Annotated in this window: 6 protein-coding genes and 1 pseudogene; 6 read left to right on the top strand and 1 reads right to left on the bottom strand. The window is 60.5% G+C overall.

The genetic code is table 11. The annotated features are described in order from the left end of the window. From ACF8O8_RS05495 to ACF8O8_RS05485, 3 genes and pseudogenes are all read left to right on the top strand, one after another. A pseudogene (locus ACF8O8_RS05495) lies at nucleotides 1–906 on the top strand (hypothetical protein); the annotation flags it as partial. Between the two features lie 2 nt (nucleotides 907–908). Beyond that, on the top strand, nucleotides 909–1,799 hold the full coding sequence (locus ACF8O8_RS05490; protein ID WP_392509349.1) for a DUF6708 domain-containing protein: 891 nt from the start codon (nucleotides 909–911) through the stop codon (nucleotides 1,797–1,799). Next, nucleotides 1,796–2,053, top strand: coding sequence for a PAAR domain-containing protein (locus ACF8O8_RS05485; protein ID WP_003250871.1), 258 nt, complete (start codon nucleotides 1,796–1,798; stop codon nucleotides 2,051–2,053). Before ACF8O8_RS05490 ends, ACF8O8_RS05485 begins: the two co-directional genes overlap by 4 nt. Before the next feature lie 150 nt (nucleotides 2,054–2,203). Here ACF8O8_RS05485 and ACF8O8_RS05480 read toward each other — a convergent pair whose 3' ends face one another. Continuing rightward, nucleotides 2,204–2,974 carry an IclR family transcriptional regulator gene (locus tag ACF8O8_RS05480; RefSeq protein ID WP_064491504.1) on the bottom strand — a complete coding sequence of 257 codons (771 nt, stop codon included), beginning with the start codon at nucleotides 2,972–2,974 and terminating at the stop codon, nucleotides 2,204–2,206. 156 nt (nucleotides 2,975–3,130) lie between these two features. On the opposite strand from ACF8O8_RS05480, the gene ACF8O8_RS05475 reads away from it, so the two are divergent. The 3 genes from ACF8O8_RS05475 to ACF8O8_RS05465 are packed head-to-tail and all read left to right on the top strand — an operon-like array spanning nucleotide 3,131 to nucleotide 5,983. Next, complete coding sequence (locus tag ACF8O8_RS05475) at nucleotides 3,131–3,940, top strand: shikimate dehydrogenase (RefSeq protein WP_010953529.1); 810 nt, start codon at nucleotides 3,131–3,133, stop codon at nucleotides 3,938–3,940. A 4-nt stretch (nucleotides 3,941–3,944) separates the two neighbouring features. Further along, entirely contained in the window at nucleotides 3,945–5,678 is a 1,734-nt protein-coding gene (locus ACF8O8_RS05470) for an FAD-dependent oxidoreductase (protein ID WP_392509348.1), read from the top strand. Beyond that, nucleotides 5,663–5,983, top strand: a complete 321-nt coding sequence (locus ACF8O8_RS05465) for an NIPSNAP family protein (protein WP_003250862.1) — start codon at nucleotides 5,663–5,665, stop codon at nucleotides 5,981–5,983. The genes ACF8O8_RS05470 and ACF8O8_RS05465 overlap by 16 nt, the downstream gene beginning before the upstream one ends. The last annotated feature ends 38 nt before the right edge of the window (nucleotides 5,984–6,021 follow it).

Raw genomic sequence — 6,021 nt, 5'->3', positions numbered from 1 at the left:
TCAACTGCGCCAGGCATGGCCTTTGGCAATGGGATCATCAAGTTCTTGGGTAGCAATCTGTTTGCGCGTTTAGCCGGATACCCGGCAATTGCATTTAGCCTATTTTCTGACCTATCTAAGGGATTGCGCCAATTCGATAACGGCAATTCTACGGCTGGCAGATACACAATTGCTGGTGGATTAACCATGGCCATTGGCTCTGCTGTCACTCTTGAAGCAGGACTTGCCATTGCGGGCGCTACAACGCTGGTACCCTTTGCCGGATGGGCCGCCGCTGCCCTTGTCCTCGTAGGCGTAGCCATCATAGCAGGAGGCCTCTACCTACACGCCAAGGCACATGAACGCCTTCACAGCCCAATAGAACTGTGGGCAGCACGTAGCATATTCGGCAATCGCATCAATGATGGAGAGTCGCACGCCGACATCAACTTGGACTTTCACAAAAAACTGCCTGCTTTCACCTCGCTGCAAACAGAAATTAAGGCTTGGCACAATGAACATTATGGACCCAAGCTACTATTCGCCGAGCAGGCCTTATCACTCGGCATAACTAACGTCGACACCCGATGGCATCAGAATAACCACTGGTCGCCGCCAGATTGGACAGCGATCACACATAACAAAGTAATCACTTCCCAACCAACCGCTGAATTCACAGTACTGCTGCCTGGCTTTGTGCTTGGGGTAAGCGAATGGTCAGGAAGCTTGAGCACCCTCCGTGACGACAAAGGAATAAACGTATTCCCAATTGCCCCGACCGGCCACATCGTAGGTGCTGGCCTGGTTCTGCATTTCGAGAACACGCTAGCCAACCAAAATCCTGTCTTACTGCATCTAACTTACCGCGCCAATCAAGGGTTGGACGAAGACACTGAGACGCTGTCACTTTTCCGTCTGGATCACTAATTATGGCAACCATCTGGATATTCAATTCAACGTCATACTCAGGGCACGCACCTGCAATTGGAGGACAATTAGCAAAACTATCCGAGAATACCTTGTGCCTGAGAAACCCATGGGTAACAGATTCCGTATTTATGGGAAAACTGTACTGCGCAATGACGATCACACTATTGATAAGCACTTACCCTTATCTATCCCCCAGCATCTCGAGACTCTACAACGAAGACATTTTATTGATGTTTTTATTTCTAATAACCCCCTTCGTGTTCACTCCCTTCCTAGTTTATCGAATTCTCTTTATAAAGGGCCTATCAACCATTTGCCTCAACCGATCAACCCAAAAGATCTACTACCGACGTTTGAGCAAGGTATTTGTGTTTGAATGGAGTAACACCGGAGGTGGCATCTTCAAACGCACCGAATACGGCGGCTCATCGTTCAGCACCAGCTATGCCCTCGCCTTCGCCCCCCGCCGCGAAGACGGCAGCCTGCACCAAAAAGACTGCCTCTGGGTCGACAGTAACGAACCCACCGAACCCGGCGTCAAGCATGTCGCCGAGGTATGGGAATACCTCCGCCACTTCATGGATCACGGCCCGGACAAACTCCCTCCGCCCGGTGAACCCAACTGGTGGCACAAGCCACTGCACGCCATCTGCCTGACCCCGGCAGAAGCCTGGCGCCACTATGCACCTTGGCGAACCGGCGAGCCCGGTGAAATGCAGGGTAAAAAGAACTGGCAATTGCCGTTCTGGGCCGTGCTGTTTCCCTACAACCTCTCCGTCGCCCTCTGCTGGTACGGCATCTGCCGCCTGTTCAACGTCCGAGCAGCGCCACCGCCTCCCGAAGCATTTGAGGAAGCCCCCATTCAACCCGGCAAAAGGAAGCGCAAATGAAACCCATCGTACTGGTAGGCCATCGTCATAGCTGCCCGCTCCATGGCGAAGGCACCGTGGAAACCGGCGCAAATGCAACATTCGTGGATGGCAAGGCCGTCGCTCGTGTGGGCGATCGCATCAGTTGTGGCGCCGTTATCGAAACCGGCGCTGCCTGCACGATCATCGAGGGCCACCCCGCAGCAAGGGAGGGTGACACTACCAGTCATGGAGGGACCTTGATCGAGGGGGACCAGGGTTGGCTCATTGATTGAAATCCACTACCGGCCACCGAGCCGGATGCTGAAGCCTGTCAGTCAACAGGTTTGGGCCGTCCAGCGGCCCAAAAGGCGAGCAAAGCCACCTTTCCGGGTGACCCGTTCTCGCATCCAGGGCGCCAGCCCGCAAACTGCGCCATGTCTGCGTCAATCCAGCACTGGCCGAAGCAACGCCTGCGCCTCATACAGGGTCGGTAAATACCGCAACCGTATCTCATCAATACTCAACCGCGATGCATGAGTAGTGATGGTCAGCGTGGCTTTCAACTGGCCGGCCCGCCCCAGCAATGGCACCCCCAGCACCCGCATACCGATTTCATATTCCTGATCAACGATACAGAACCCCTGCCCCTTCACGCGCTGTAGCTCAGCGTCCAGCTGCGCCCGGTCTGTCAGTGTGTAAGGCGTCAACGCCCGCAGCGGGTGACGGGCAAAGTATTCGTCCCGCTCCCCCTCATCCAGCCAGGCCAGCCAGATTCGCCCGCTGGCCGTGCAATACATCGGTACCCGCGAGCCCGGCCTGATCGACAAAGACGCCACATGGCTATACCGGCTACGCACCAGATGGATGATCTCATCGCCATCGCGGGTACCCACCGATACGTGCTCCTGGGTCTGCCGCGCCACCTGTTCAACAATCGGCCGCAGCATGCGCGGCAGTTGCGCTGAGTCCACATAAGCCTGGCCGATACGCAAGGCCTTGGGGGTCAGCCAGTACTCACGGCTGTCAGTTTCGGCAAAGCCCTCATGCACCAAGGTCAGCAGAAACCGCCGCACCGCACTGGACGTAAGGCCAGACAACCTGGCCGCCTGCGGCACACTCAGGCGCGGCTGCTCGGCGCTGAACAGTTGCATCAGCGCCAGGCCTTTCTGCAAGCCCGCGATCAGGTCACGGGGATGGATGGCGGGTGTGTTCATGCATTCGACTCGCTACCAGAGGAACAAAAACAGCCGATTACTGCGATAACCGGATCATGACTGCGATTATCGCATTAAGTGGCCGCTTGGCGCATTGTTGCCCACGCCCCTCTGCCTCACCCTTGGCGCCATAACAACGCCAATAAGGAGGTCAGCATGATTCGAGGTTCCACTGAACTGGTCGCCATCGTCGGTTCGCCCATCGCCCAGGTGAAGTCCCCGCAAAACTTCAACACCTGGTTCAACCACAACAACTGCAACCTCGCCATGCTGCCCATCGACCTGCACGAGGCGGCGCTGGACAGCTTTGCGGATACCCTGCGTGGCTGGCAGAACCTGCGCGGTTGCGTGGTCACCGTGCCTTACAAGCAGGCGCTGGCCAACCGCGTGGACGGCCTGAGCGAGCGCGCGGCTGCCCTGGGCTCGATCAATGTGATACGTCGCGAGCGCGACGGACGCCTGCTGGGCGACAATGTGGACGGCGCCGGCTTCCTCGGCGCTGCGCACAAGCATGGCTTCGAGCCGGCGGGCAAACGGGCACTGGTGATCGGTTGCGGCGGTGTTGGCAGTGCCATTGCCTATGCACTGGCTGAGGCAGGGATCGCCAGCATAACCCTCTGCGACCCCAGCACCGCACGCATGGGTGCGGTATGCGAACTGCTCGGCAACGGCTTCCCCGGGCTTACGGTCAGCACACAGTTCAGTGGGCTGGAAGACTTCGACCTGGTGGCCAACGCGTCCCCAGTCGGCATGGGCACCCGCGCAGAGCTGCCGTTGTCCGCCGCCCTGCTGGCTACCCTGCAGCCAGACACCCTGGTCGCCGACGTGGTCACCTCACCCGAGATCACCCCGCTGCTGAACCGCGCGCGGCAAGTAGGTTGCAGGATCCAGACTGGCCCGGAAATGGCCTTCGCCCAACTGGGCCACCTTGGCGCCTTCATGGGCGTCACACCGTTGGAGATCTGAAGCCATGACGACTCTGGAGCACACACACAACAGCTTCGACCTGGTTGTGCTGGGCAGCGGTGCCGGTGGTTTTGCCGCTGCCGCCACCGCGGCCCGCCGTGGGCTGAAGGTGCTGGTGGTGGAAAAAGCCGAACGCTTTGGCGGCACCTCGGCGATTTCTGGCGGCGCGGTGTGGCTGTACGGCACCGACCAAGCCCGTGACGCCGGCGCCAAGGATTCCCCCGAGGCAATGCGCACCTACCTCAAGCAGGTCATCGGCGACGGCTACGACCCCGCCTTGGGCGACGCCTTCATCGAGCATGGCCACCAGGCGCTGCGCTGGCTGGAGCAGAACACCGAACTGCGTTATGCCCTGCGCCCACTCTCGCCCGACTATTACCCGGATGCACCCGGTGCCACTCAGTTCGGCCGGGCGCTAGAAATGGTCGAGTACGACGGCAAGCGCCTGGGCACACGCTTCAAGGACCTGCAGATGCCACCGCCCGGCATGCTGCTGTTCGGCGGCATGATGGTCAACCGGGTGGATATCCAGCATTTCCTCAGCATTCGCCGCTCACCCAGGTCGCTGTGGCATTGCCTGAAGTTGATGGCGCGTTACGCGCGCGACCGCCTGCAGCACCCACGCGGCACCCGGCTTACCACCGGCAACGCATTGATCGCCCGCCTGGCCACCAGCGCCTTCGCCCACGGCACGCAGTTGTGGTTGCGCAGCGAAGCCGTGGAGCTGATCGCCGAGCGCGGCGTGATCACGGGCGTGGTCGTACAGCGCGAGGGCCGACGTGAGCGGGTAATGGCCCGTGGTGGCGTGGTGTGCGCCATGGGCGGATTCGCAGCAGGCGCAATGGCCGCCGACTACCGCCCGGCTCAAAAGGCGCCGCACCTGACCCTGTCACCACCGGCCAACGACGGAGCCGCCCTGCGCCTTGCCCAGGCCGTGGCAGCAGCCGAGGGCGAGGGCCTGGCGGCCAACTTCTTCTGGGCACCGGTTTCCGAACTACGTCATGCCGATGGTGAACGTGAGCGCTTCCCGCACCTGGTCACAGACCGCGCCAAGCCGGGCGTGATTGCGGTAGACCAAACCGGGCGGCGCTTCGTCAACGAGTCCGACTCCTACCACCACTTCGTGCACACCATGTTCGCCAAAGGCATTGCCAGCTGCTGGCTGGTCTGCGATGCCGAGGCAATGAACCGCTACGGGCTTGGCCTGGCGCGGCCCAAGCCCGTCAACAACCAGGCGTTGATCGACGCAGGCTACCTGTACCGGGCCACCACATCGCAGGCACTGGCCCTGGCCATCGGCGTCGATCCACAGGTGTTTGCGCAAACACTTTCACAGTTCAACAGCGATGCCGGCAATGGCATCGACCACGCCTTTGGCAAAGGCGGCAACAGTTACAACTGCTACATGGGCGACCCACAACATACGCCCAACCCATGCTTGGCACCCCTTACCAAGGGGCCGTTCTACGCCATCCGCATTCACACCGGCGACCTCGGTTCAGCCCGTGGCCTGGTGACCAACGCCGATGCCAACGTGCTGAACCGCAACGGCTTGCCGATTCCCGGGCTGTATGCGGTCGGCAACGACATGAACTCACTGATGAAGGGCACCTACCCCGGCCCCGGCATCACCCTGGGCCCTGCCCTCACCTTCGGCTGGCTTGCTGCCAACCACGTCACCGCGCGCCTGCAGGCGCCGGCTACCCCTACGGAGAACCCGGCATGTACTACGAACTGAGAACCTACACCCTCGACCCATTGAAAATGGCCGACTGGCTGGCCCTGTACCAAAGCCACGCACTCGAGGTGCAGAGCGAACACCTGGGCAACCTGGTGGGCTTTTTCACCAGCGAGTTCGGCGACGTCAACCAAGTGGTGCACATCTGGGGCTATGCCAGCCTCGACGACCGCATGGCACGCCGCGCAGCCATGGCGGCAGACTCGCGCTGGGCGGAATTCTCGCGACGCAACCGCGAGCTGGGCGCGGTACTGCGCCTGCAATCGCGGCTGCTGCGCCCGACCGGTTTCTCACCGCTGCAGTAAGCCACACGCCACTTCTTCCAACATCCGAGCGGACCCCT

The sequence above is a fragment of the Pseudomonas sp. TYF_14 genome, from assembly GCF_043105275.1.
GTDB lineage: Bacteria > Pseudomonadota > Gammaproteobacteria > Pseudomonadales > Pseudomonadaceae > Aquipseudomonas > Aquipseudomonas alloputida.
This window is presented reverse-complemented; position numbering and strand designations above follow the sequence as displayed.

Excerpts from the sequence above, each read along its gene's own strand:
- ACF8O8_RS05475 (WP_010953529.1), top strand. The coding sequence starts at position 3,131 with ATGATTCGAGGTTCCACTGAACTGGTCGCCATCGTCGGTTCGCCCATC.
- ACF8O8_RS05465 (WP_003250862.1), top strand. The coding sequence starts at position 5,663 with ATGTACTACGAACTGAGAACCTACACCCTCGACCCATTGAAAATGGCC.
- ACF8O8_RS05480 (WP_064491504.1), bottom strand. The coding sequence starts at position 2,974 with ATGAACACACCCGCCATCCATCCCCGTGACCTGATCGCGGGCTTGCAG.
- ACF8O8_RS05490 (WP_392509349.1), top strand. The coding sequence starts at position 909 with ATGGCAACCATCTGGATATTCAATTCAACGTCATACTCAGGGCACGCA.
- ACF8O8_RS05470 (WP_392509348.1), top strand. The coding sequence starts at position 3,945 with ATGACGACTCTGGAGCACACACACAACAGCTTCGACCTGGTTGTGCTG.
- ACF8O8_RS05485 (WP_003250871.1), top strand. The coding sequence starts at position 1,796 with ATGAAACCCATCGTACTGGTAGGCCATCGTCATAGCTGCCCGCTCCAT.